22 protein-coding genes are annotated in these 23,488 nt (G+C 65.3%); 9 read left to right on the forward strand and 13 right to left on the reverse strand.

Annotated features, from left to right (window positions below):
* Positions 1–944, forward strand: a 944-nt coding sequence (locus ABW137_RS19885) for a dihydroxy-acid dehydratase domain-containing protein (RefSeq protein WP_526403113.1), incomplete at its 5' end; no start/stop codon positions are given.
* Positions 945–1,047: 103 nt separating this feature from the next.
* Here the strand turns inward: ABW137_RS19885 and ABW137_RS19890 are convergent.
* Positions 1,048–2,070, reverse strand: a complete 1,023-nt coding sequence (locus ABW137_RS19890; RefSeq protein ID WP_526403115.1) for an Lrp/AsnC family transcriptional regulator — start codon at positions 2,068–2,070, stop codon at positions 1,048–1,050.
* Between the two features lie 82 nt (positions 2,071–2,152).
* On the opposite strand from ABW137_RS19890, the gene ABW137_RS19895 reads away from it, so the two are divergent.
* The 4 genes from ABW137_RS19895 to ABW137_RS19910 are packed head-to-tail and all read left to right on the forward strand — an operon-like array spanning position 2,153 to position 6,381.
* Positions 2,153–3,370 carry a M20 metallopeptidase family protein gene (locus ABW137_RS19895; RefSeq protein WP_526403117.1) on the forward strand — a complete coding sequence of 406 codons (1,218 nt, stop codon included), beginning with the start codon at positions 2,153–2,155 and terminating at the stop codon, positions 3,368–3,370.
* Positions 3,367–4,665 (forward strand): MFS transporter, encoded by a 1,299-nt coding sequence (locus ABW137_RS19900; RefSeq protein ID WP_526403119.1) that lies wholly within the window; start codon positions 3,367–3,369, stop codon positions 4,663–4,665. The genes ABW137_RS19895 and ABW137_RS19900 overlap by 4 nt, the downstream gene beginning before the upstream one ends.
* A gap of 1 nt (position 4,666) precedes the next feature.
* Positions 4,667–5,473, forward strand: a complete 807-nt coding sequence (locus ABW137_RS19905; protein WP_526403121.1) for a cyclase family protein — start codon at positions 4,667–4,669, stop codon at positions 5,471–5,473.
* Entirely contained in the window at positions 5,470–6,381 is a 912-nt protein-coding gene (locus tag ABW137_RS19910) for an MBL fold metallo-hydrolase (protein ID WP_526403123.1), read from the forward strand. Before ABW137_RS19905 ends, ABW137_RS19910 begins: the two co-directional genes overlap by 4 nt.
* A 56-nt stretch (positions 6,382–6,437) precedes the next feature.
* Here ABW137_RS19910 and ABW137_RS19915 read toward each other — a convergent pair whose 3' ends face one another.
* From ABW137_RS19915 to ABW137_RS19965, 11 genes are all read right to left on the reverse strand, one after another.
* Entirely contained in the window at positions 6,438–6,815 is a 378-nt protein-coding gene (locus ABW137_RS19915; protein ID WP_526403125.1) for an STAS domain-containing protein, read from the reverse strand.
* A gap of 165 nt (positions 6,816–6,980) precedes the next feature.
* Positions 6,981–8,447 carry a catalase gene (locus ABW137_RS19920; protein ID WP_526403127.1) on the reverse strand — a complete coding sequence of 489 codons (1,467 nt, stop codon included), beginning with the start codon at positions 8,445–8,447 and terminating at the stop codon, positions 6,981–6,983.
* A gap of 154 nt (positions 8,448–8,601) precedes the next feature.
* Positions 8,602–9,396, reverse strand: a complete 795-nt coding sequence (gene budA, locus ABW137_RS19925) for an acetolactate decarboxylase (RefSeq protein WP_526403128.1) — start codon at positions 9,394–9,396, stop codon at positions 8,602–8,604.
* Positions 9,397–9,879: 483 nt separating this feature from the next.
* On the reverse strand, positions 9,880–11,682 hold the full coding sequence (locus ABW137_RS19930; protein WP_526403130.1) for a helix-turn-helix domain-containing protein: 1,803 nt from the start codon (positions 11,680–11,682) through the stop codon (positions 9,880–9,882).
* A 53-nt stretch (positions 11,683–11,735) separates the two neighbouring features.
* Positions 11,736–12,014 carry a muconolactone Delta-isomerase gene (locus ABW137_RS19935; RefSeq protein WP_526403132.1) on the reverse strand — a complete coding sequence of 93 codons (279 nt, stop codon included), beginning with the start codon at positions 12,012–12,014 and terminating at the stop codon, positions 11,736–11,738.
* Complete coding sequence (locus ABW137_RS19940; RefSeq protein WP_526403134.1) at positions 12,011–13,243, reverse strand: CaiB/BaiF CoA transferase family protein; 1,233 nt, start codon at positions 13,241–13,243, stop codon at positions 12,011–12,013. The genes ABW137_RS19935 and ABW137_RS19940 overlap by 4 nt, the downstream gene beginning before the upstream one ends.
* A 1-nt stretch (position 13,244) precedes the next feature.
* Entirely contained in the window at positions 13,245–14,207 is a 963-nt protein-coding gene (locus tag ABW137_RS19945) for an MBL fold metallo-hydrolase (RefSeq protein WP_526403136.1), read from the reverse strand.
* Positions 14,207–15,115 (reverse strand): HpcH/HpaI aldolase/citrate lyase family protein, encoded by a 909-nt coding sequence (locus ABW137_RS19950; RefSeq protein WP_526403138.1) that lies wholly within the window; start codon positions 15,113–15,115, stop codon positions 14,207–14,209. The genes ABW137_RS19945 and ABW137_RS19950 overlap by 1 nt, the downstream gene beginning before the upstream one ends.
* A 10-nt stretch (positions 15,116–15,125) precedes the next feature.
* On the reverse strand, positions 15,126–16,109 hold the full coding sequence (locus ABW137_RS19955) for a cyclase family protein (RefSeq protein ID WP_526403140.1): 984 nt from the start codon (positions 16,107–16,109) through the stop codon (positions 15,126–15,128).
* A 91-nt stretch (positions 16,110–16,200) separates the two neighbouring features.
* Positions 16,201–17,643 (reverse strand): MFS transporter, encoded by a 1,443-nt coding sequence (locus tag ABW137_RS19960; RefSeq protein ID WP_526403142.1) that lies wholly within the window; start codon positions 17,641–17,643, stop codon positions 16,201–16,203.
* Between the two features lie 144 nt (positions 17,644–17,787).
* Positions 17,788–18,747: an NAD(P)-dependent alcohol dehydrogenase gene (locus tag ABW137_RS19965; RefSeq protein ID WP_526403143.1), complete on the reverse strand. Its 960-nt coding sequence runs from the start codon at positions 18,745–18,747 to the stop codon at positions 17,788–17,790.
* A 111-nt stretch (positions 18,748–18,858) separates the two neighbouring features.
* On the opposite strand from ABW137_RS19965, the gene ABW137_RS19970 reads away from it, so the two are divergent.
* The 4 genes from ABW137_RS19970 (at position 18,859) to ABW137_RS19985 (ending at position 21,759) form a co-directional block, all read left to right on the forward strand.
* Positions 18,859–19,431: a TetR/AcrR family transcriptional regulator gene (locus ABW137_RS19970; RefSeq protein ID WP_526403145.1), complete on the forward strand. Its 573-nt coding sequence runs from the start codon at positions 18,859–18,861 to the stop codon at positions 19,429–19,431.
* Positions 19,432–19,653: 222 nt separating this feature from the next.
* A complete protein-coding gene (locus tag ABW137_RS19975; protein ID WP_526403147.1) occupies positions 19,654–20,334 on the forward strand; it encodes a TetR/AcrR family transcriptional regulator in 681 nt (226 codons plus the stop codon).
* Between the two features lie 429 nt (positions 20,335–20,763).
* A complete protein-coding gene (locus ABW137_RS19980; RefSeq protein WP_526403149.1) occupies positions 20,764–20,967 on the forward strand; it encodes a tautomerase family protein in 204 nt (67 codons plus the stop codon).
* Positions 20,968–21,078: 111 nt separating this feature from the next.
* Entirely contained in the window at positions 21,079–21,759 is a 681-nt protein-coding gene (locus tag ABW137_RS19985) for a TetR/AcrR family transcriptional regulator (RefSeq protein ID WP_526403151.1), read from the forward strand.
* A gap of 15 nt (positions 21,760–21,774) precedes the next feature.
* On the opposite strand, the gene ABW137_RS19990 is transcribed toward ABW137_RS19985, so the two are convergent.
* The gene (locus tag ABW137_RS19990) at positions 21,775–23,028 is read right to left on the reverse strand and encodes an MFS transporter (protein ID WP_526403153.1); all 1,254 of its coding nucleotides are present in this window, start codon (positions 23,026–23,028) and stop codon (positions 21,775–21,777) included.
* Between the last annotated feature and the right edge of the window lie 460 nt (positions 23,029–23,488).

Raw genomic sequence — 23,488 nt, forward strand, 5'->3', positions numbered from 1 at the left:
CACCGACACCGCGCGAGATCCTCACCCGCGCCGCGTTCGAGAACGCGATCAAAGTCCTTGCCGCGCTCGGTGGTTCCACGAATGCGCTTGTGCACCTGATCGCGGTGGCCCGGCGCGCGGGCGTCGATCTGGCGCTCGAAGACTTCGACACGATCGGCGCGAAAGTCCCGCTGCTCGTGGACTGCAAGCCGTCGGGCGCCAACTACATGGAGGACTTCCACGGCGCGGGCGGGCTGCCGGTGCTACTGAAGGAACTGCGACGACACCTGGACACGTCGACGGTCGGTGTCACTGGAAGGCCGATGGCTGAGCTGCTCGCGGAGGTGGGACCACACGCTGGCACGCGCCCGGTGGTCCGGACCCTGGACGACCCGCTCGGCGCGCCAGGGGCGCTCGCGGTGCTAACCGGCTCGCTCGCCCCCGCCGGTGCGGTGATAAAGACTTCGGCCGCGACGCCGGAACTGTTGCAGCACACCGGGCCTGCGTTCGTCGTGGACGCCGGCGACGACATCTCCGCGATTCTCGACGATCCGGACCTCGACCTCACCCCCGACCATGTGCTGGTGCTGCGGATGGCCGGCCCGATCGCCGCCGGCATGCCCGAAGCGGGTGCGCTGCCGATACCGGCGAAGCTCGCACGGGAGGGTGTGCGCGACATGGTCCGGGTGTCCGACGGGCGGATGAGCGGCACCTCGTACGGCACCGTAGTGCTGCACTGCGATCCTGAAGCGGCGGCGGGCGGTCCCCTCGCCGCGGTACAAAACGGGGATCTCATCCGGCTCGACGTCCCGGCACGGCGCATCGACCTGCTCGTCGACGAAGCCGAGTTGGCGCGCCGCCTAGCCGCATTCACCCCCGCGCCCTTGCCGCAGCGGGGCTGGCGGCGCCTGTACGCCGAAACCGTACTGCCCGCCAGCGAAGGCGCCGACCTGTCCTTCCTATAGCTTGTTCCCTGGCGCGCCAGCGCGAAGAGTTGAGCCTACTTTTGGTCTGTTGGCCCTCGAGACGGGCATCGCACAGGCTACCCAGGTGTGACGGGGGCGTGGTCTAAGGAGTGGGTTGCAGCGCCGACGGAGTGATCAACTTGCCGGTGGCGTAACCGTTCTCGTCGAGGAGCCAACCCACTCGCTTGGCGGTCCGAAGGTTGATGCCACTGTCACGCAGCGCCAACCACGGCAGCTTGTCCCCCAGGTCTTGTTCGATTTCGAGCACGCGCGCCAAGTCCACCGCCCACGCCGTGATGAGCAGGTTGGCCTCACCCGTGGTGGACATGCACAACCGCAGGTTCGGCAAGGTGTGGAGGGCAGCGACCGTCCGCGTTCGGTCGGCGGGCCGAACCCTGGCCCGCCACGTGCAGCTGATGGGGCGGCGCGCAGCGCTCTGGGCCACCTCGCATCGAATGGAGAGCGTTCCCGAGGCCAGCAGACGGGGCAGTTGCCGACGCACCGTCGCCGGATTGCGCCCGATGCGGGTCGCGATGTCGGCGGCGGTCCGTCTGCCGTCGCTGCTGAGTTCCCGGATGATGGGCCACGCGTTGGGAGGTGGGGTGGTCACCGTCGAGGAATGAGATCGCCGTGCGACGTTCTCCAACTCCCGAACCTGAGAGTTGTCGAGGGCGTCGAGCCGCCAGCTGCTGCCGTCGCGGTGGACCGCGGTCGCCAGGTAGGTACGTCTGCTGGCGACCCCGGACATCTCGCCGAGCTCGTTGACGACGAACTGGCTCATGTGCGGCATGTCCGCGGTCATCACCGTCAGCAGCAGGTCGTATCCCTGGGTGGACTCCTCCACGGTCACCACGCGCGGGTCCGCGCACAGTTGCCCCACGACATCGCGTTGGGCGCCGGGTCGACAGTCGACTTCCACCAACGCCGTCACTTGATGTCGATAGGTGCCGCCGGGGTGGACGGTGACCCAGGCGGCACCGCCGGCGACCAGTCGTTCCCACCGCGCCGCCAGCACCTGCGGCCCTACCCCGAGAATGCGGCCCGCCTCAGACCAGCTCACCCGAGGAGCAATCTGCAGGGCGTTCACCAGACGAAGGTCGAGCTCGTCGAGGGGCGCGGGATGCACGAATTCAGTCTAAAACCCCTGTGAGTATCACAAAAGTACCGTTGTCGGCCGCACTGGGGTTCCTTTCGGCAACCTGATCGGCATGCTGCAAACGCCAGAACGAAGCGCTCTCGCCGACCGGTTGACCGCGCTGCGCCGAGACCTGCACCGGCGCCCAGAAATTGGCCTGGTGCTCCCCGAGACTCAAGCTCAGCTCCTGAATGCGCTGAGACACCTGCCGCTGGAGATCTCCACCGGCACGTCGCTGTCGTCGATCACCGCCGTCATCCGCGGCACGACGTCCCGTCATGCGGTGTTGTTGCGCGCCGACATGGATGCGTTGCCGGTGCACGAAGCCACCGATGTTCCCTACGCCTCCGAGGTGCCCAATGCGATGCACGGGTGCGGTCACGATCTGCACTCAGCGATGCTGGTCGGAACGGCCGAGCTGCTGTGCGCACGCCGCGACGAGCTCGATGGTGACGTCGTGTTGATGTTCCAGCCCGGGGAGGAAGGATGGGAAGGCGCACAAGCGATGCTCGACGAGGGCGTGCTCGCCGCGGCGGGGACGCCCGTCGCCGCGGCGTATGCCCTCCACGTCTTCTCCAACCAGCCCGCAGGTCAGATCCGCACCCGCTCCGGTGCCGTTCTGTCGGCGTCGGCCGAGCTCACCGTTCGAGTGCGGGGGGCCGGCGGCCATGCGTCGGCACCTCACCTGGCCCGCGATCCCGTGCCGGCTGCCGCGGAGATGATCCTTGCCCTGCAACGCTCGGCCGGCCGCGACGTCGACCCGCACGACCCCGCCGTGGTCACCGTCGGTGTGGTCGAGGCGGGCCAGCGGCCCAACGTCATTCCCGAATCAACCCGGTTCGTCGCCAACATTCGAACGTTCTCCGCCGCAGCCCAAGTTCGCGTGCAATACCTCGCGCGTCGTGTGCTTCAGGGCATCGCCGACGCGCACGGTGTGCGCGTCGAAATCGACTTCGTCCCCCTTCGCCCCGCGACCATCAACGACCCCACCGAAACCGATCTCGCCTTGGACGTCGCCACCGAATTGTTCGGCGACCGTCGCGTCACGCGGTCCGCCGAACCGGAGAACGGCTCGGAGGACTTCTCCCGAGTGCTGGCCCACGTTCCTGGTTGCTTCATCAGTCTTGGCGCCATGCCAGCCGGCTTGCACGCCGACACTGCCGCCTACAACCACAGCCCCCACGCGCTGTTCGACGACGGTGTGCTCGTCGACGGCGCGGCACTGCTCGCGTCCATTGCCATCCGCCGTCTGCACACCTCCCCATCTACGCCGAAGCGAGAAGTACCGTGACCGTCACCAACACCCGCGACCAGCATCCCGGCCACACGGCGACGCCCAAACGTCACCTTGCGGCGATCGGGCTGGGCCACGCCATCGAGTGGTACGACTGGGGCGTCTACGCGGTCTTCGCACCGTTCTTCGCCGACCAGTTCTTCGACGCCGCCGATCCCACGACCGCGGTGCTGGCCAGCCTCGCGGTGTTCGCCGTCGGGTTCGGCGCCCGCCCGTTGGGTGGCATTCTGTTTGGTGTCCTCGCCGACCGGCGTGGACGGCGCTTCGCGATGATGCTTGCCGTCGGATGCATGGCCGCGGCGAGCTTCGTCCTGGGACTGACGCCCTCGTACCACACGATCGGTCTGTGGGCGCCGATCTTGCTGCTCGTCACCCGGCTCGTTCAGGGAATGGCCTGCGGCGGAGAGCTTCCCGCCGCTCAGACCTATCTCTCGGAGATTGCGCCACCAGACCGACGCGGACGCTGGTCCAGCCTGATCTACGTCTCCAGCGTGCTGGGGAACACCACCGGCATCGCGTTGGGCCTCTTGCTGACCTCACAGCTGTCCACTACCGCGATGCACGAATGGGGTTGGCGGGTGCCGTTCCTGCTCGGCGGCGCCTTCGGTCTGATCACCGCCTACATGCGGCGGGTCATGGAGGAACCCGACGTCTTTCGTTCCAGCCCCGAAAGCAGCACGGCACCAAGCATGTTGACGACCATTTATGGTCATCGTCGACAGGTCGGGCAGGTCGTCGGACTGAGCATCGGCTTCACCGTGGTCTATTACACGTGGGTCGTCGCGGCCCCCTCCTACGCCATCACGACGCTCCACATCGGCTCTACGGCGGCGCTCACCGCGGCCATCTGCGCGGCTGGGGTTTTCATGGCCACCATGCCGCTATGGGGCGCCCTGTCGGATCGGATCGGTCGCAAGCCCGTACTGCTGATCAGCGTGCTGGGAAGCGCCGCCGTTCAATTCCCGCTGCAAGGATTGCTGCAGGACACGGCATGGCAGCTGTTCCTCGCCTTGATCATCGCGATGGTGCCGCTCGCCGCTGGCGTGTCGATCCTGCCCGCGGTCTACGCCGAACTGTTCCCCACCGGAATCCGGTCCAGCGGCATGGCCATCCCGTACTCGATCACCGTCGCGCTGTTCGGCGGGACCGCTCCCTACCTCCTCGGGTGGGTCAGCGCCCATCTTGGCCGCTCCGCCTTCGACGGGTACGTCGTGGTCGTGCTGCTGATCACCGCTGCCACCGTTCTCACGCTTCCCGAGACACGGGCCAGCTCCCTGGACGAGGCGCACTGACGTGCGACTCCTCGACTACCTCGCCGAACACCCCGTCCACGTTGTAGACCTCGGCCAACCACTGTTCAACGGTGCGCCTTCGTCGCCGTCGCATCCGGGCTTCCAATCTGCACTGGTGACGCGACACGGCGACGCCCTGCGCGCCGACGGCATGACAGGGGCCAACGAGAAGTTCGCCTTCGGTGGCCATGTCGGAACCCACGTGGACGCTCTGTGCCACGTCGCCGTCGACGGCCGCATCTTTGGAGGTCGCCCCGTCGACGTCATCGACGGCCGTTACGCCGCCGGAGGAATCGAGGAGTTCCCGCTCGCCGTACGCCGAGCCGTCCTGGTCGACGTGCCCGCACTGCGTGGCGTCGACCGACTTGCACCTGTTGACGCCGTGACCGCCGAGGACCTCGACATGGTCGAGGTCCCCATCGAAGCCGGTGACACGGTGTTGGTGCGGACGGGATGGGCTCAGCTGTGGCCCGACGAGCGCGCCTACATCGGACGGAAAACCGGGGTGCCGGGCCTCGATGCCTCCGCCGGTGATTGGCTGGCCAAACGCCGCGTCTCGGTGGTGGGCGCCGACACCGTTGCCCTGGAACGGATCACGCCCGAATATGGGCACAGTCGGTTACCCGTGCATCGTATCCTGCTCGCCGAACACGGCATTAACCTGATCGAGGTGATGAATCTCGAATCCATCTGCGGTCACCTCGATTTCGCCTTCGTGTGCGCGCCGTTGAACATTCTGGGCGCCACCGGGTCTCCGGTGCGGCCGTTGGCATTGCTCGACCACTCCAGCGATGGGAGAACACGATGAGCATCCACATCGGTTCGGTGGAGGTCGACCGCGTCCTGGAATGGGTGGGGCCGATCAAGACCGTCGACGAGATGTTTCCCGACACCCCGGCTCAGCTGTGGACCGACGACCTGGCCCCACACCACTGGACACCGGCGACGCGCGCCTATCGCGCGGCGATTCAGACCTGGGTGCTCAGATCAGCGGGGCGCGTCATCCTGATCGACACCGGCGTCGGCAACGACCGAGACCGACCGCAAGCGCCGGCCCTCGATCACCTGCGCACCGACTATCTACGCCGCCTCGGTGACATCGGCGTCCAGCCGGCCGACGTGGACGTCGTCGTCAACACCCACATCCATTACGACCACGTGGGATGGAACACCACGCTCGAGGATGGGTCGTGGGTGCCGACGTTCCCGAACGCGACCTATCTGGTGCCTGAAGTCGACTACGACTACTTCCACCCGGAGAACGCCGAACGGATGCGGCCACCACGCACCGACGACGAGAGAGCGCGGTTCGCGGGCATCCGGCTCGTCTTCGCCGACAGCATCGCCCCGATCGCCGAGGCAGGCCAACTACAGACCTGGCACGGCGGGCACCTCGTCGACGGCACCGTGCGACTCGAACCGGCACCCGGCCACACGCCCGGATCGTCAGTGGCATGGCTCGAAACCGGTTCTGGGGCAGTCTTCGTCGGCGACCTCGTGCACACGCCGCTGCAGCTCAGCCGACCCGATGACTGCTGCGCCTTCGACGTGGACGCCAGTCAGGCCCGCGCCAGCCGCAGCGCCGTCCTCGCCAGAGCGTCCCGGCTCGGTGCGGCCATGTTCCCAGCCCACTTCGCCGGCCACGGAGCATCCACGGTCGCCCGCAGTGGCGCCGATTACGAGACTGTGTGGTGCGAGGGTCTAGAACCGGTGTGACCGTCCCACGCGTTCGCAACGGTTGGCGTTGCCAGCAAGACTCCACCGGGAGGAGGTCACGTCCGTGTGGCGATGTCCGATCGGGCAGCGTCGAGGGTGGAGTAGGTGTTCAGTATCTGATCGAGGCCAAGCAACTCGATTGGTCTCGTCGTGACCCGGCTGTTGGCGACGACACCAAACCATTTCGAGACGATCTTCGCGGTCGAGTCGCCCTCCAACAGAACGGACATGCCCGCCGAGGCCATGAAGTTCACGTTGGAGAGGTCCACGATCAGCCCCGCGAGCGGGCCGGCGATGCAGCGCGTGATCTCGTCGGCCAACCAGGGTGCGGTCGACGCGTCGAGTTCGCCCGAGACCGATAACACCACGATGCCGTCGATCACCGAGGCGTGCACGCGCAGCAGGTCTTCGAATGCTGAATGCGAATCGTCCACGGCGCTCATCTCCGCGGGCCAGGATGGGCAGCGTTGCGGCTTGGGCTTCGAGCACCTCGAGTCGGCTGACGGGCGCTAACGACTGGCGCCGGTAGCTCAGCCGCGGTGCTGGTCGGCTTCGCGCGACAACGTCGCGGATGGGACGCCGACGTCGTCATCACGCGCCTACAGCGCGCCTACTGCCTCGCATGCCTTGCGCACGCCTTCGCCGTAGGCGGGGTCGGCCCGGGTGCAGTTCTCGATGTGCCTTTCCACGGTGACCGCGCGGGCACCCTTGATTGAGCGGGCAGTGTTCTCGAACAGGCGTTGCTGCTCGTCACCGCCCATGAGACGGAAGAGGTTCCCGGGCTGCTCGAAGTAGTTGTCGTCGTCGGCACGGAAGTCGAAGTGCTCAGCGGTGTTTCCGATCGACTGGGGCGGATCGGCGTAGGCGGGTTGGTCGGCCCACCGGCCGAAGGTATTGGGCTCCACACCCGGGACGCCACCTTGATTGCCGTCGACGCGCATCGTGCCATCACGGTGGTAGGTGTTCACTAGCGTGGCAGCCCGGGGGTAATTGACCGGGATCTGATGGTGGTTGACCCCCACCCGGTACCGGGCGGCGTCGCCGTAGGAGAACAACCGGCCCTGCAGCATCTTGTCGGGGCTGTAGGAGATGCCCGGCACCAGGTTGGCGGGGGTGAACGCAGCCTGCTCGACGTCGGCGAAGTAGTTGTCCGGGTTGCGGTTCAGCTCGTACTCGCCCACCTCGATCAGCGGGTAGTCCTGCTGGCTCCACACCTTGGTCAGGTCGAACGGGTGAAAGCGGTAGGTCGCCGCGTCGTTCTCGGGCATCACCTGGATGAACAACTTCCACCGCGGGAACTCTCGGCGTTCGATCGCATCGAACAGGTCGCGACCATGGGACTCGCGGTCCTCCCCGATGACGGCCTGGGCCTGCTGGTCGGTGAGGTTCTCGATGCCCTGCTGGGTGCGGAAGTGGAACTTCACCCAGTGCCGCTCGCCGGCGGCGTTGATCAGACTGAAGGTGTGGGAACCGAATCCGTGCATGTGCCGGTAGGACTTGGGGATGCCCCGGTCGCCCATGACGTAGGTGACCTGGTGCAGGGCTTCTGGTAGCCCCGTCCAGAAGCCCCAATTGTTCTCCGGATTGCGAAGATTGGTGCGCGGATCCCGCTTGACCGCGCGGTTGAGGTCGGGGAACTTCAACGGATCCCGGTGGAAGAAGACCGGCGTGTTGTTGCCCACCACGTCCCAGTTGCCCTCCGCCGTGTAGAACCGCAACGCAAACCCACGGATGTCCCGTTCGGCGTCGGCTGCGCCGCGTTCACCGGCGACGGTCGAGTACCGGGCGAACATCTCGCAACTGTTGCCGACCTTGGCGAAGATCGCCGCGTTGGTGTACTCGGAGATGTCCCCGGTCACTCGGAAGGTGCCGAAGGCGCCGGCACCCTTGGCGTGCATGCGCCGCTCGGGGATGACCTCACGGTCGAAGTGCGCGAGCTTCTCGATGAGCCACAGGTCTTGCAGCAGCAACGGACCGCGCTGCCCGGCGCTCATGCTGTTCTGATTGTCGACCACCGGCGCACCCGCCGCGGTAGTCAACGGTTTGGTGTTGTCCTCGAACGCCATTGGATGTTCTCCTTCGTTGTGGACGGCGTCTGCGCGCCGTCGAGGGTGAATACGAGGCACGATGTGCACGTGCCCGAGGAGGTGTCGCATTCGCCGACGATGTAGCCCGTCGTGGTCGGCGGCCGAGAGGCATCGTCGACGGGAGCACGGCCATTCAGCCGCCCTCTACCCGGCTGACGTCGGCGTCCACGTCACCGCGGTCGAGATGCGCGTGCAGGAATTGCGGCGTGGTGGGCAGGCTCAGGTGCAGATCCGGCCGCATGCTGATCTCGATGCGCGCGCGGGTCATCTCGAAGTCGAGCACGTGTCCACCGCGCGTGCAATCGTGGCCGAGGTAGTGCAGGTGGTACCCGGCGACGGTGACGCCCTGCTCGTAGTCGGGCATGCGAAAACCCGCCATGACACCTTCGGTGTCGTCGAGGACGGTCTCGCGCTGATTCTTCGTCGCTTCCGCCATCCCGACGTAGGGCGGGTCTTGTCTGGTGACGGTTCGTGTGTGAACCACGCTGAACCGCCCGGTAATTCGGATCGCGTAGATGAGATTGGTGCTTTCGATCCTGGCGTCGATGGCGGCGATGAGGCCGTTGCGGTCGGTGGGCCCGTCGATGTCGAAGGCTTGGTCCGTGTGAAACCAGGTCACCGCCGCGAACGGAGTCCGGTCCTGGCCGTCGGCGCGGTTGACGCTGCCGTCGGAGTGGAGGTGGTAGCACACGCCATCGAGGACGACCATCTCACCGTCGAGGCGGTTGAACGTGCCCAGCCCGAAGTCGCCGTGCGACAGTACCTCGTCAATGGTCACGTCGCCGTCGTAGATGCCATCTAGAAGCGCGCCCATTGTCGATCGTTGATACACCTCGCGACCCCGCACGGGGTCTTGGTGCACCCCATGCGGACGAACCCAGTGCGCGAGCCAGGTGCGCAGCCACGGAGAATGATGATTTTGCGTCATGGGGTCAATCCGTCCTCTTGCGATCTTCAGACCGCTGCATTCACGGTTCTGGCGGACATGCGGCGCTCACATGTGCGCGATGTTGATTGATCACCGCCCGTCGGATTGGGGCCCCGTCGGTTTGGGGGCCCGGCGGGGAACGAAACGGATGTCGGACTCGCAAGTCAGTTCGGGCGCAACGCATTTGGTTCGAGATGTGGTTGCTCTGGAATCGATCTGCCGTCCCCCTCCTGCGGGCGATCACTTGACAACGCATTGGTGCGATCGAGTGTGCACTGTACCGTACAGTGCAGCCGCCGGGCTTGGCAACCCCACGCCTCCCAGTCGGCGCGCGTGCGGGACGGCACGCGCGATCATCCATTGGTGGAGCTCTTTGTCATCGCGTGCGGACTGAGTTGGAATGCTTGGACGCCCTATGTCGGGTCGCTCAACGGCCTCGGCGTGTGGAACTACCGATTGCCCGAAACCCTTGGTGCCGCGGCGCTATCTGACGCCATGTTCCGCGTACTCCATCTTGAGGATGTCCCATACGTGCAGCGCGAGTTGCAGCTCGAGCACCATGTCAGGGGCCCTCAAATCACGACCGATGATGGTCTGAATCTTCGCGATGCGATACCCGACTGTGTTCGGGTGAACCATCAGGGTCGACGCCGTGCGCGCGGTCGAGGACGCTTCCGTCATCCACGTTCGAAGGGTTCTCAATAGTTCTGTGTTCCGGCGCTCGTCGTGTGATGCCACCGGTCCAATCAAGGCCTCCGCGAACTGGCGGAGCTGCTCCGGCATCGTGTTGTTCAGGAGCAGGAGGGAGGTCAGCGGCGATCGTCGCAGGTCGATCAATCCACTCCGTCCCGTCGACGCCCGCAGCTGCACTGTGCGAACCCCGACTTGGTAGCTTGATGCGAAGTCACTGAGCTGCTCGATGCGCGGTGTCAGGGCGACGGTCGTTCCAGTACGAACATGGTGGTCGTCGAGATGTTTCTGGACCCGTCGCACGATGGGCAGCGGATCGCACCTACTCGAAATGAGCATCACCAACGTGTTGGCGTACACCCCGACCAATACCTGCTGGCTCATCACGAGACCACGCATTGAGCGAACGACATCATCGAGCGTAGAAGTAAACGTCGCAGCGAAGACAGCGAGCCAGTGCGCGGTGGTCAGGTCATGTCCTAGTGCCTCTGCTCGCTGAACCAAAGCCAGCGGCTGCTCGGTGCCGCCGGGGCGCAACAGATCTACCATGAGATCACCGCTCAAGCGAGCCTGGACTTCCGCTATATGGCGTTGCTTGAGGATTTCGAGACCCACCACCAAGGCGAACCGCTCGATCAGCCGCCGCCAACCAGCATCAGGCGACTCCGACTCGGTGATCACCCAAAGACGTGCCACTAACCTTCCGCTCAACACCACTGGGGTCAACCAGGTTTCGCGTTCCTGGCCCACGACGGTGGTGGCTTCGTAACGATCGGGGGGCATCTGCTGAACCGTTGCCCGTGTGTCGAGCCTCGGTGGTGCCGCGTACTCGCCGGCGCTGGCGCGGGCCAAGACGCCCTGATTCGTGTCTTGAACGGTGACGGATGCACTCAGCATGTCGGCCAGCTCCGACACCAGCCCGTCCAAGCCGACGTCGTTCAAGACCAAACCCATGAGGCGTCGATGCTGGCGGTCCGCCCACTCCAATGCGGTCCGTCGACGCCGTAGTTCCTCGTTGGCCGTCGACAGTTCCTCGATCACGGCTTGCTGTTCGGCGCGCAGCCGCTGAGTACGGATCGCATTCGCCGTCTGCTCGGCGAGCAGCTCGGCCAGTTCCACCTCCTCGGGTTGATAGCGATGCGGTTGGCCAAAGTATCCGGCGAGAATGCCGACATTGTCAGTGCCCACGCGCAGCGGGGCAGTGAGCACACTGCGATACCCCTGCGCGGCCGCAAATCGGCGCAGCCGCTCGTTGTCGGCCTCGTAGACGTCTGGCACGACGATGGTGCGGCCCTCCCGATACGCCATGGTGGCAGGCAGGTCCGCGGAGGAATCCGTGGGATGTATCTCCAGCCAACCTTCACTGCGGACCAGTTCGAGGTAGTTGGTGCGCAGACCCGAGGAACCCGCGATCTCCATGGCCTGGTGTGCCCCGTCATCGATCATGACACCGCAATAGTCGAAACCAACTAGTTTACAACCTAATTCGGCAATGTCGTCGAGTACGTCGTGAAGAGGTTTGGCGGCGTTCACCGACCGGGAGATGTCGGTCACCGCAGCCATCCAGGCTCGTAGCGACTCCGAACGAACCGGCATCGGGTCCTCCTCCCTGCCGTTCGATCGCGAAACTAGTCAGCGCGTTGGTGCGGTCACGCCTCCAGATAGTGCTGCGCGAGCGGTTGCACAACGACCTTCATGTGAGGAAAGGCCGGCAAGGTGGATAGCAGCTCGTGCAGTTCTGTAGCCGTGTCGGCCGACCATATTCCGACATTGGCGGTTGTACCCGGAATTCGCCACATCCGCTCGATGACCCCGTCATCACGGTAGCGGCCGGCGTGTTGCGCCTCCCGTTTCAGCACAGCACCCCATTGCGAATCGTCCATTCCAGCAGGTCGATTCAGGTCGATGTGGACCAGAAACTCACTCATCGATCAGCCCCTTGCACCGTGACCGGCATCTGGATGGCACCCTGGGCAAGTAGATCGTTGAGCGAGTTCGGCGGATACCCCAGTTCGGTCAGCACGCTCGCGGTGTCCTGCCCCACCTCCGGAACCCTGCCGCCGTCGCCGAGAACCTGCGGATGACTGGCGAACCGGAACGGCGGGGCAGCCACCTGCACCTGCTGGTCCAACGGAAGAGACGCGGTAATCCAACGGTTCCCCGCTTCGAGCTGAGGATGGGCTGCCACCTCGGCGATGCCGTTCATCCGGCCCCATGGGACTCCCGCTGCGTCGAGCCTCCTGAGCAGCTCGGATTCGGGGTAGCGAGCCACTGCCGTCGTGACGGATCCTTCGACGTGTCCACGCCGGGCCAGACGATCGTCGTTCGACAGCAACCCCAGGTCGTCACCCAGTTCGCGGGCGTCGAGGCATTCACACAACGCCAACCATTGCCGATCGTTCTGCACGGCGATGTTGATGGTGGCTCCGTCCGCGGTCACGAACGGCCCGTAGGGAGTGATCGTCGCGTGGCGGGTCCCGGCAGGGGGCACCTCGATCCCCGCCTCCCGGTAGGCGATCAGCAGCGGACTCATCCATTCGACGAGGACGTCGAACATTGCCACGTCCACCCTGTCGCCGCGACCCGTGACGTCACGCTTCCGCAACGCCGCAAGGATCGCGGTTGCCGCGTAGATGCCGCCGCCGAGGTCGGCGAGCGACACGCCCGGTTTGGCTGGATTGCCGGGTTCACCGGTATTGGCGGTCACCCCGGCCTCCCCCTGAACCAGGAGGTCGAAGGCCTTCCTCATCCGGTACGGTCCGTCGGGTCCGTAGCCGCTGATACTGCAACGCACCAACCGCGGGTTGCGTCGGACGAGCTCGGCATCTTCGACGATTCGGTCCACGGCGCCCGGTCCCAGATTGGACAGGAACACATCAGCAGTATCGAGAAGGGTTAGCAAGATCTCCTGTCCGGCAGTGGTCTTGAGGTCCACGCTGACGCTTCGCTTGCCGCGATTGAGCCAGACGAAGTGCGACGACATGCCCTTGGCGAACCTGTCGTAGTCCCGGGCGAAGTCACCCGATCCGGTTCGCTCCACCTTGATGACCTCGGCGCCGAGATCAGCGAGATGGCGGGAGCACAACGGGGCCGCCACCGCCTGCTCGATGGCGACCACCCGAGTACCCGCGAGGGGCAGCGTAGACGTCTCGGCCATCTCAGAACCTCAACGTGGTGCCGACCGACGGCTGCAGGTAGCGATCCGGTGCCTCGATCGAGAACTTGGCGTGGGTGGGAAGTCCGCTGCAATGCATCGGGACGATGGTCCGCACGTCACGTTCCAGCATGCCGGTCAGAGTCAGGGCCACATTGTCCGATGGCGTGGTGGGGAATCCGAGGTGGAATCCGCCGAGAACCGCCAGGACAGGCCGTGTTCCGCAGATCCGCCGCGCCTGGTCGATGGTGTTGAGCACCCCTGCGTGTGCGCAACCGGTGAGTACGACCAGACCCTTGTTCTTGACGTCGATGATGAGACCTTGCTCGTCGTTCACCTCGTCGAGGCCGTAACTCCCGTCGGCCGCAACCTGGTAGAGACCGGGCGCGTGATCCTCACTTGGCGCCTTCGGCCCCTCGAACCGAACGTCGCGCGGGATGTATCCCGTGGTGTAGATGCCACATCCGAGACTCAGCGAGCCGGCGTTGAGAACGGTCCTTCCCTTGCGTCGCTCGATCTCGTCGATGGTGAAGGTTTGGTTGTAGAACTGAGAGACGCGGCCGTCGCCCATCACGGCGAATCTGGGCTTGAACGCGTCCTCGTGGGTCGCAACCGCGATGGGGCGATCGATGGCTTCGAGCAGCGGGGAGATGCCCCCGAAGTGGTCGGGATGGCCGTGGCTGATCACGACCGCGTCTATCGCCGACGCATCGACGCCGAGTGCCGTAATGTTGTGCAGAAGAACCGATCCGGTGAGACCGACGTCGAAGAGCACGGTCGTGGTGTGGCGTCCGTGATGGGCTCTGACGAGGATGCTGATACCGTTCTCCGCCTGGGGCGGGAGACGCTTGGGATCGAAGTGTTCGATGAGACCGTTACGTACGCAGTGATCGCCATGGTCGGGTAGCAACATGTCCACCCAGTTCTCCACCAAAATGGTCAACTCGACACTGTCGGCTTGGAACATCAGTACAGCCCTTTCGTGTGCGTGTCATGATCGGCGTAGGTGAAGTGCTGGTCCAGGGCTCGGCGCGCGTGGTGATATACCGGGGCGTCGACGAAACCGTCGCCGACTCGTGCCACCGCGAGGCCGTCGAACCGTGCGGCCTCGTACGCCTCGACGAGGTTGCGCAACCGGTCGACTTCGGCAGCGATCAACTGTGTGTAGGCCGTGCTGGCAACGTGCGCCTGATCGGGAGTCAGGCAGACCCGACCGGCGAACCCTGCCCGCCGCGACCGCTCGCACGATGACGAGAAGGTCGCCGGATCCAGGTTCAATTCGGGACCGTCGATCGGGCCGGACAGCCCCGCCGCGCGGGTGGCGGCGACGACAGTTGCCCGATAGGGAGCCAGCTCGACTGCGTCCCACGACGGCGTCAGCCCGAGGTCTGCGGAGAGGTCCGCCGTGCCCAGGACCAGGGTTTCGATCCGGCCCGGTGCGGCATTCGCGATCGCCGTGACGTCGACCAGGCCCCGCGCCGTCTCGATCATCGGGAGGATCGCCGGATTTGCGAACCCGTCCGATCCGGTGCCCATGGCCTCGTCGATCGCCCGGATCTGTTCGGCGCTCTCCACTTTGGCGACGAGCACCCCCGCAATGGGAAGGCCGCGCAGGGATTCGATGTCGAGTTTTACATCGGGACTCCCCCAGGCGTTGATGCGCACGTAGGTTCTGACGGAGCAGGCGATGCCCGGCCCGAGCTCAGCCAAGAGGCGCCGCGCATGTTCCCGTCGTCCCGGTGCCACGGCGTCCTCGAGATCCAACGCCACCGCTGGAGCCCGTCTTTCGGATATTCGCCGCAGCTTGCGTTCGTCGTCTGCGGGGCAGAACAGGATTCCCGGCGGGGAAGCGGTTCCGATCCCTTCGTCGTCCATCGGGTAACCCTCAGAAGATGGCGAGGGGGTTGACCGGTGACCCGACCGCTCCGGTGATGGGCAGGGGCGGCGCGGTGAAGAAGAACTCGTAGCGCCCGGTCCGTTCACACGCGGCGCCCAAGCGTTCGAGGTCGAAGATCTCACCAATCGTCATGCCCGCGTTGACGAGAAGAATCAGGTGGAGCGGCTGGAACACGCCCGGTGTGTCGTTCGGCAGCACCTCGGCGCCCCAGGTGTCGGTTGCCAGCGCGGCGATCTCGTGCTTGGCGAACCAATGCGCGCTGTCCACGCCGAGGCCGGGTGCGGGCCCGGAATCGTACTCACCCCAGGTGCCCTCCGCGCGCACCTGCGCGATCTGCCCGGTCCGGATCAGCACGATGTCGCCACTGCGGATCTGCACGCCCTGTCGCTGTGCACAGTCGGTCAGATCCGCGCTGCTGATCGAATGTCCCGGTTGCAGCCACGGGACGCCGTGGTGACGCGCCATGTCGAGGAATACTCCGCGGCCCACGATCCCGTCGGCGACCTTGTCGATCCCGTTGACTGTCGCGCCCGTACTGGTCACCTTCTCGAGCCCGTGGCCGTTGTACATCTGTCCGCGATAGAAGATGTGGGCCAACGCATCCCACTGTGTCCCGCACTGCAGCGGCATGGAGACCGCGTCGTCGCAGTACCGCAGAACATCGAGGTGATCCTGGGCGCCGAGTGCGATGTCACCGCCGTCCTGCAGCATCGAATGCACGGGATTCGTCCGGCCGCCGAAGCCGCCGGACTGCGGGCCGTCGCTGTTGAAGGGCAACGCGCAGGAGACCACTTCTCCGGTCGCGACCAGGGTCGCCGCGTGGGCCAGAACCTCAGGGGTGATGAAGTTCAGGGTGCCGCGTTCGTCATCGGTGCCCCACCTGCCCCAGTTCCGATACCGCAGGCAGAGTTCGTCGACGAGGGCGACAGCACTGTCGGCGACCTCGGTTGAGGTTGATGTGGTTTGGGTCATCGTGTCTCCTAGAGTCCGGTGGAATGGCCAATGCCCCTGGGGCAGGGCGGTGGGACCTGCCCAATTCGGGCCGGTTCGGTGGTGATCGCTGTCAGGGTTTCGTTGCCGGACGGCGCCGTTCGACCCGGTGACCCCGCCTGCTCAGTTCGATCTCGGCGTCGAGGGCTTCCAGGTTCTTCCCGCGAGTCTCGAAGCCCAGGAGGACGAAGGCCAACCCGCACAGCACGTACCACACCGCGAAGTAGGCGAACGCCGGGAGCAGGTCGGTGGTGGAGGCTTCAGGCTTGATGAGATTGTTCGACCCGACGATGAGCCCGAGCCCGAGTGGTCCAATGATCTTGCCGAGTCCGCCTGCGCCATAGGCGAATCCGAGTCCAGTGCTGCGCAGTCGGCTGGGCCACACTTCACCCGAGTACGGCCCCACGACGGCGAACCCACCCTCGGCGAAGAAGTACACGACGATCATGGCGATGAGGAACACCGCGACGCCGCCCACGTACGCGTCGCCAGCCAGCGCGGCCAGGACGATGAAGCAGGCCGCTGCGAACGCTGCGAAGATGCCGGTAAAGCGGCGCCCCCTGGTCTCCGAGAGGTGGGAGAGCGTGAACCGTCCGGCGAGTGCTCCAAGGGTGATGAACACCATGAACAGACCTGCCTGGGCTGGTGCCACACCGAGCACCATCACCAACAGAGTCGGAGTCCACAGCGCGAGGCCGTAGAGCCCGGTCTGGATGCCGAGGTTGGTGATCGTGGACAGCCACACGCTGCGGGGGTAGGCGAAGAGCTCACGCACACTCGGTTGGGCGTCGTCTCGCACCCGGTCGTCGGAAGACGCAGCGCTGTGGGGCAAGGTCTCCGGGTCGACGTCCAGAGCCCAGGCGACGGAACGACGCGCGTCGTCCAAGCGTCCGCTCCGAGCCAGGTAGCGGGGTGACTCGGGAACGGTCAGCCGCATCAACAGGAGGAACAGGCCCGCCGCCCCGGCGATGAAGAGGATGCCTCGCCAGCCGATGGCATCCGACAACAGCCACACCATTAGCGAGCCCACCAGGAAACCAAGGGGCACAGCGGCGGTCACGTAGCCGGTGATTCGCCCGCGCTTTGCTGCCGGCATGAACTCTTGGACCATGGGTAGGTCCACGACGTAGAGCCCGCCGGCGCCGAATCCCACCACGACACGAAGTAGTGCGAGGTAGATCCAGCCCACTGATGCACTGTCCGGGGTCAGGGCCATGGCCGCGGTGGCGATCGTAAACACCGCGACGGTCATCAAGAACACGGGTCGACGGCCGATCCGGTCGGCGAGACGCCCGAAGAAGATCGCTCCGGCAACGGCTCCGATCCCCGAGGACAGGAGAATCACGGTGGATTGTCCGAAGGTCAGGTGCCAAGAGGCCGATACGAAGGTCACGATGAACCCGATCAAGAAGTAGTCGAGAAACTCAAGGCAGATAGCCGCGGTTGCGATGCAGGCCAACAGGATCTGTCGCCGAGACAATTTCGATAGTCTGTCGAGTTCGTTGATCGCGTCCATGCCGGCTCCGCCTCTCGAAACCTGCGACACATCCGCGCCGCCTCAGGTCTGCACCCAAGTTTGATCCCGGCCATCCCCCGCGGCCATGGGTGACTGCACGAGGTTGTGCACCATTCGTCGTGTCCCCACACAACCCCGAGCCGCCTACGTCGTCTCTACGACGTACTTGCCTCGGACGCCGCCACGTTCGAGTGCTTGGTGAGCCTCGGCGACACGGTCGAGTGAGAAGTATTGCGCGACGATCGGGGTCACCGCGCCGGCCTCGACTAGGCCTGACAGCGCAGTGAGCGTGTCTCGCGTCGGATTGTTGCTGAACGGGAGGAACGAGCGTGGGTGCACGGCCGTCCACCCCATGGTGATCAGGATGGAGCGGCTGAGATGCGCGGCGTCGAAGGCCAGCGGCACCATCCGTCCCCCGTTGGTCAGGAGGTGCCGGTAGGCGCCCAGGTCGGTGCCCACCACGTCGACGATGACGTCGTATCGACCTAGTTGGCTGGGACCGGTGGTCCGGTAGTCATGTGCTTCGTCGGCTCCGATGCTGCGGACGAATTCCAGGCTGGAACCGCCGGCGAGGGCGGTGACGTTCGCGCCAAGCGCCTTGCCGAGTTGCACTAGCACCGATCCCACCCCGCCACTGGCACCCCGAACCAGCAACCGTTCCCCCTCGCGCAGCCGCGCCTTGTCCTTCAGCGCGGTGATGGCCGTGGTTCCCGAGGCGGGCAGGGCAGCAGCGTCTCGAAGCGCCACGTTCACCGGCGCCCGCGCGAGCCGCTGCCCAGGAACGGTCACGTACTGCGCAACGCTGCCAAACTCGAAGTGCGGCATCACACCCCACACCGCATCGCCGACACGGAATTCCGTGGGGCCAGCGGAATGTTCGACTACCCCTGCGAAGTCCACACCGGTGCGTTGGGGGAACTTGCGCCCGGTCACCATCCGCATCGCGCCCGATCGCGCTGTCACGTCTCCCCCGCTGATGCTGGCGGCGTGCACGCGCACGACTGCCTCGCCGGGCTTCGGGGTTGGAATCGGCGCCGTCGCAACGTAGAGAACCGAGGGTGGCCCGTATCGGTCGTATTGGGCCACGCGTTGTCCAGTGGTCATCTTCGCCCTCGTGGCTCTCGTCTCAAAGCAAATGGGGTGCCACCCCATTTTAGATCTCCGCTACGATACGGAGGACGCCCCCGTTTTCGCAACACCTTGGAGCCGTAGCCGATGACGAGCCCCCAGAGCTCAGCGCCTCGCTCGTCGCGGGCTGATGCGCAACGCAGCTATCGGCGCATCGTCGAGGCGGCGGCCGCGGTGTTCTTGCGGGACGGTGCCGAGGCGTCCCTGGAGGAAATTGCTCGGACGGCGGGCGTCGGCTCGGCCACGCTGCACCGGCACTTTTCCTCGCGCTGGGCGCTGTTGGACGCCGTGTTCGCTGGCGGCATCGACGACCTTCGTGCGCTAGCCGACGATCTTCTACGTGACAGCGGTCCCGACGCCCTGTTCGCGTGGCTGCGGTCAGTCGGTGACTACTGCACGGCGACCCGCGGGCTGGCCGCCGCGCTTTTGCAGTCCGGTGATCAGAAACAACGCGCCAGCAGCGTGTGTCACCAGACGCTGGTTCACGCGGGTGCGGCCCTGCTGGACCGCGCCAGGGACGCGGGACGGGTTAGACCCGACGTCACCATCACCGATCTGCTGACCCTCGTCAGCGCCATCGCGCTGGCCGCCGAATGTGCCCCAGCCGATGGTGCCCGACTGGTGAACCTCGCCATCGACGGCGTCCGCGGCAACCGGTGATACGCGCACGCGCGGCAACCGCAACGGGCACCTCGTTTGGGTCAAATTGCGCGCAGGGCGGCGCGATGTTCTCGGTCTGGTGAACAACGCGTTTCTGCCTGGTGAGGATCGCCATGGTCGAACGCCACCGTCTCGACCCAAGGGTGCCCCTGACTTCAGGCGGTGCCTGACACTTCGCTCTTGAAGTGGGTCGTGCCCTGCTGCGAGACGTAACGTACAAGAATGCCGCGAGCTAATCCTGCCGTGCCTGCCCCTTTGATCGAACCGGAGTCGACCCGCGATGCGATCGTGCGAACGGCCGGTCAGGTGTTCCTAGCGCACGGATACGAGCAGTCGAGCATGGACGAGATCGCTCTGCAGGCCGGGGTGGCGCGGCGTACCTTGTACAACCAATTCGCAAGCAAGAAGGCACTCTTCGACGCGACGATGACCCAGCTGTGGGACGGCATGCCATTGGACTCCATCGTCGATGCGACGACCAAGAAGGGTCCGGTCGAAGAGGTCTTGTTCGCCATCGGGCGGGCGATCGCAGATTTTTGGGCACCGCCCGACGCGGTGGCATTTCTCCGATTGGTGTATTGGGAGAGTCCACGTTTCCCCGAACTCGGACATGGCCTGATGGACAAGGGGCGAAGTCCTGCTCGACTCGCGGTCAACCGATACGTGCGCCGACTCAGCCGGCAGCGTGGTTTCCGCATCGATGACCCCGACCTGGCGACCACGCAATTCATCGACGTCATCTTGGGTGAGCTGCTGTTGGTTCGGATGCTTGCCCCGTCGAAGGTTCCCGTTGACGAGGACCGGCGCGACTATCTGGTGCGGGAAGCGGTGCAACTGTTCATCGCCCGGTACCGCCGGTCGGGTGCCGCCCACCCGATCTCAGACGAGGTCGAACGTCCCTGACCTCGGGCGACACCATCCGACCGGCTACCGGATGGTGTCGAGACCCACTCGTGGATGGTGCCCCATTGGGCACGAACGTCACCCTCGCTCAGGGCCACCGACGTTCGATGCGGCCGCGGACCAACCCAGGGTCGACCGAGTGACCGCTGTCGGTGGGGTGCTTGCGCGGTCGTTCACATAGCACTCCAAGTCACTCGAACAGACCCTCGCATGAACGTGCCGGGCACGTCGTCGGTTGGAAGCCGTGGTGAAGTGCTCGGAGGCATCGGCGAATTGCTCTGCAGCTCGGGCGATTACACCGTCCTAGTTGCACGCGATGCATACCTTGGATCGCGAATGTGCATGTGACACCCGGGCCGTCGGGAGGCAAGCTGGTGGCCAGGCATTCCGAGTTTGGGCTGCCGCAGAGTGAGGAAAGGACGTGACGCCGTGCCGTTCGCCAACCTCAAAGTCCCCGCTGGTACTTTGACCGACGAACAGAAGAAGGGACTGGTAGACGGTGTTACCGACCTCTTCGTCGGTGTCTACGGCGACCGGGCCAGGTCCAACGTGATGGTCCTCGTGGACGAGGTGGTCGACGGCGGATGGGGCATGGGCGGGAGGATCCTGACCAAGGCGATGCTGGCAAGGTGACCTGACGCACAGCGACGGCGCCGGAACCGCCCCCCGACCGCCGAGCGCGCCCCGCCCGGCAAATTGCTGCCCTTAACGGACTGTATAGGCCGCGCGAAGTATCGTGTGGGCATGACTCGAGCTGGCCTAGGCGCCTCATCGTCTCCGCTCGACGCGGGATCGACCCGCGAGGCCATATTGCGCACCGCCGCTCGAGTGTTCCTCACTCACGGCTACGAAGAGTCCAGCATGGACCAGATTGCGCTGGAGTCTGGGGTCGCACGGCGAACGTTGTACAACCAATTCGGTGCCAAGAAGGTACTTTTCGACGCCACGATGGCCCAGATGTGGGATCGCATGCCGCTGGACGCGATCATCGCCGCCACCGCCGCGGTGAGGCCGCCCGAAGAGGTGCTGTACTCGATCGGTCGCACGATCGCAAGCTTCTGGGCGCCGCCGGAGGCGGTGGCGTTCATGCGTTTGGTGATTTGGGAGAGTTCGAGATTTCCGGAGGTCAGCGAGAGCTTTTTCGACAATGGCAGGGAGCCGGCTCGGCGTGCGGTAACGGAGTACGTCCAACGGCTCAGCGGTGACCGTGGCTTCCGCATCGATGATCCTGATCTCGCCGCCGCGCAGTTCATCGACGTCATTCTGGGTGAGGTATTGCTGGGTCGACTGGTCGACTCGTCGACGGCGACCGTCGTCGACGAGGAGCGATGCGACTACGTGGTGCGTGAAGCGGTGGCATTGTTCCTTTCCCGTTACCGCCGTCGCTCCTCGACGAAGGGGTTGAACGGCCACCGCGGCAAGTAGGGCGATCCGCGGCGGTCATCCACGACCCGCCTCAGTGATCCGCTGACGGTCTATTACGAAGCCGAGGACGACTGCGAGTGCACATCCGATCACACCCGTGGCCAGGCCGGCGTGTCCGCCGAATCGATGCGCGACCGCACCAATGATGACGGCGCCGATTGGAGTGGATCCGATGAACGCCATCGTCCACAGACCGGTGACGCGGCCGCGCATCTGCGGGGGCGCCGCGAGCTGGATGGTGCTGTTCCCCGTCGTCAGGAAGGCGATACTCGCGCTGCCCACGAGCCCCGCGGACACCAGCGCTGCCTGCAGTCCCGAACTGACCGTCAGCAGAAGCATCGCTGCGCCGTACAAAACCGTCACCCGGATCATGCGGCTCAAGCCCGTGACGGGCCATCGGGCAATCAGCAAGCCGGTTAGGACGGCGCCCACCCCGAACGCCGTCGTCAGCCAGGCATATCCGTCGACACCCGCTCTGAGAGTTTGTTCCGCAAACACCGGCAGGCTGGTTTCGAACTCATAGGTCAACGTTCCGACGAACGCCATCATCACCAACGGTCCTGCGATGTCACGGTTCGAGCGAGCGACCGCCAGTCCTTCACGCAGCTGGCGCTTCCCGCGGCCGACTGGTGCAACCGCGTGTAGTCGGCGCTTGTCGAGAGCCGCGAGTGCGACCACCACCAAACCGAAGGTAAGAGCGTTGAACAGGTAGCACCATCCGATGCCGTGCCAGCGGATCAAGCCAGCCGCGACGGCGGGTCCCAGTGCCCGTCCCACGTTGGCCATTGTGCTGTTGACCGTGATCGCCGGCCGAATGAGCTGCTTGTCAACGAGTTCCGGGATCAGCGCCATTCGCGCGGGGTTGTCCAGCGCGGTCATGGCACCGAAGATCACCGCTGCAACGAAGATCTGCCATAGCGCGATCGTGCCTACCAGAACCGATACGCCCACGCTCAGCGACGTCAGACCCAGTACCGCGTTGGTCAACATCAGCACACGCTGTTTGTTGCTGCGATCGACGATCAATCCCGCGTACGGCGTCGCCAGCAGTACGGGCAGGTATCGGGTGCCCATGACGAGTCCGAGGACGAGCGGCGAGCGCGTCAGTTGAAGCACCAGTAGTGCCAGCGCAATGGTCTCGGCCCAGGACCCGATCAGGCTCAGCGATTGCCCTGACACGAACCTCCGGTAGTTCCGCACGCCGAAGACCCCTCGAACGCCGCCGCTGCGGGCGGTCCCCACCGACGTCGCCGACCCGGTGTCCGTCATGCGCTGTCCCACGGTGCAATTCTTCGTGTCGCGGTGCTCTCCGTCAGTCACGCTGGCCCCCAGCCGGAATACCGGCCAGCCGCCAACGAGGCACCATCAAAACCCCGAGGATCCCCGCCACCGCCCATCGGTACGGACGAAGCAGTTCGAGGATCAGGTTCACGTGGCGACCGCCTTGCTGTCGACGTCAAGTAGCGGATGACATTTCGCTCTGGGGCTGCGACGACAGACGCGGGCCGTCGAACGCCAGTGCATCGGATGTCGCGGGGAGGCTTTCCAGGTTACTGGCTGCACTGTACTGTACAGTGCATGACTAGGTGAGCCAGATGGCCACCGATCGACCATTTCGCAACGTTGGGAGGCTCCAGACTGACCCTCCGACGTGCGCATGTCTGCAGAGAATCAGCCCTGGGCGTGACTGCGATCGGGAGCGCACCGTCACCACGCAAGACCCGCCCAC

The organism is Mycobacterium sp., from assembly GCF_040509115.1.
GTDB lineage: Bacteria > Actinomycetota > Actinomycetes > Mycobacteriales > Mycobacteriaceae > Mycobacterium.

Coding starts and splice junctions, on each gene's coding strand:
- ABW137_RS19895 (WP_526403117.1), top strand. CDS start 2,153: ATGCTGCAAACGCCAGAACGAAGCGCTCTCGCCGACCGGTTGACCGCG.
- ABW137_RS19910 (WP_526403123.1), top strand. CDS start 5,470: ATGAGCATCCACATCGGTTCGGTGGAGGTCGACCGCGTCCTGGAATGG.
- ABW137_RS19920 (WP_526403127.1), bottom strand. CDS start 8,447: ATGGCGTTCGAGGACAACACCAAACCGTTGACTACCGCGGCGGGTGCG.
- budA (WP_526403128.1), bottom strand. CDS start 9,396: ATGACGCAAAATCATCATTCTCCGTGGCTGCGCACCTGGCTCGCGCAC.
- ABW137_RS19930 (WP_526403130.1), bottom strand. CDS start 11,682: ATGCCGGTTCGTTCGGAGTCGCTACGAGCCTGGATGGCTGCGGTGACC.
- ABW137_RS19935 (WP_526403132.1), bottom strand. CDS start 12,014: ATGAGTGAGTTTCTGGTCCACATCGACCTGAATCGACCTGCTGGAATG.
- ABW137_RS19940 (WP_526403134.1), bottom strand. CDS start 13,243: ATGGCCGAGACGTCTACGCTGCCCCTCGCGGGTACTCGGGTGGTCGCC.
- ABW137_RS19945 (WP_526403136.1), bottom strand. CDS start 14,207: ATGTTCCAAGCCGACAGTGTCGAGTTGACCATTTTGGTGGAGAACTGG.
- ABW137_RS19950 (WP_526403138.1), bottom strand. CDS start 15,115: ATGGACGACGAAGGGATCGGAACCGCTTCCCCGCCGGGAATCCTGTTC.
- ABW137_RS19955 (WP_526403140.1), bottom strand. CDS start 16,109: ATGACCCAAACCACATCAACCTCAACCGAGGTCGCCGACAGTGCTGTC.
- ABW137_RS19960 (WP_526403142.1), bottom strand. CDS start 17,643: ATGGACGCGATCAACGAACTCGACAGACTATCGAAATTGTCTCGGCGA.
- ABW137_RS19965 (WP_526403143.1), bottom strand. CDS start 18,747: ATGACCACTGGACAACGCGTGGCCCAATACGACCGATACGGGCCACCC.
- ABW137_RS19970 (WP_526403145.1), top strand. CDS start 18,859: ATGACGAGCCCCCAGAGCTCAGCGCCTCGCTCGTCGCGGGCTGATGCG.
- ABW137_RS19975 (WP_526403147.1), top strand. CDS start 19,654: ATGCCGCGAGCTAATCCTGCCGTGCCTGCCCCTTTGATCGAACCGGAG.
- ABW137_RS19985 (WP_526403151.1), top strand. CDS start 21,079: ATGACTCGAGCTGGCCTAGGCGCCTCATCGTCTCCGCTCGACGCGGGA.
- ABW137_RS19990 (WP_526403153.1), bottom strand. CDS start 23,028: ATGACGGACACCGGGTCGGCGACGTCGGTGGGGACCGCCCGCAGCGGC.